Raw genomic sequence first — 1,257 nt, forward strand, 5'->3', positions numbered from 1 at the left:
AACCGTTCGTTTGGAAGGCCACCGCCGAGTCGATCATCGAGAAGGCCCGTCGCGGACGCGAAGCCCTTAACCAGATCAAATCGCAGACAGACCACTAGCAACTCGGAACAGCAGGGGCGAGGTTCCAAGCACGGAGAACAGAATGTTGAAACAAGGCCCCGCCCTCCCCGATAGGGCGACTCGCTCCAACACCAAAAGACTAGCGAAAAACTCGCCGTAACAGCAAATTACATGGCTCTTCATCCGTTCCGATACCGCAACACCGGAGCACCCGCCCACGAGCACCGGTGACATCCTGTCCCCTTCCCATCTCCCGACAGGCCGCATCTTTTTGCCAACGCCGCCGGCGAACGACTCCGCCCCCTGAGTCCGGCGCCGAGTACACTCCCACAACAGTGGGTTCCGGTCGGACAGATACGGACGAGTTCCGAACGCCCGGATCAATGCCACACGGCCGACTCCACTGTCCCCGGAACCCTGCCCGGCCACGAAACCCACTGGTAGCTACGCACCTCGTGGTCACGCGCAGGAACCCTGTGATATACACATACAGTTCACGGAGCATTGATGGTAGACAGTAGGGGTCACACTGCCAACCAACAGCTTTCGTGACGCACCAGCGTCGTTCCAGGGGAACACGGTGCGAACGGACGCGCGCAGACGCACGGCCTCGCCGACAATGCCAACGCACACCTCCCCGCTGTTCACTTCCGCCGACTCCGCCGGACCGATCGGCCGGAATGGCATCGGCCGAAACGGCCCTGGTCCTGCAGAGGAGATGGAACACTGCACGACGAATAGCATCGTGTTCCGCCACCGTGCGGATCGACAGGCCATCAAGACGCCGGTGAACACACTGGACAAGGTGCGCCCGCACCGAAGACAAGTCCAGAAACTCCCGGTGTAGCGTTCTGGGACACTCCGAACCGGTGTCACCTCGTTTGCATAGAGTCCGTTCTCGCCGTGAGGTCTTCGGAGGTGGATGTGTGGTAACCGACCGGTTCCGTGAGCAAGCAGAAGAACACGGTTCCGATAGCTGTGAGAATCCCATACCGAAAGTACGGCCGGAGATCGAGCAGTCCTGGCGCCGCTGCCTCGCACTGGGAGTGACACCCGACAGTTCTCCACTGCGCTATATCGACGACGCACCCACCGATCCGAAGCTTGTGCGTGCGGCGCGGCCGGTCCTGGATCGGTTGGCCGATCAACTCGCCGATGCGCCGGTGACGATCTTGCTCGCCTCGCAGGATGCGACCA

1 pseudogene is annotated in these 1,257 nt (G+C 61.3%); it reads left to right on the forward strand.

The window, feature by feature from the left end:
- Nucleotides 1-986: 986 nt before the first annotated feature.
- Nucleotides 987-1,257, forward strand: a pseudogene (locus ACQR3U_RS23330) (hypothetical protein); the annotation flags it as partial.

It is taken from the genome of Rhodococcus sp. IEGM1339, from assembly GCF_050321925.1.
Classification (GTDB): Bacteria; Actinomycetota; Actinomycetes; order Mycobacteriales; family Mycobacteriaceae; genus Rhodococcus; species Rhodococcus pyridinivorans.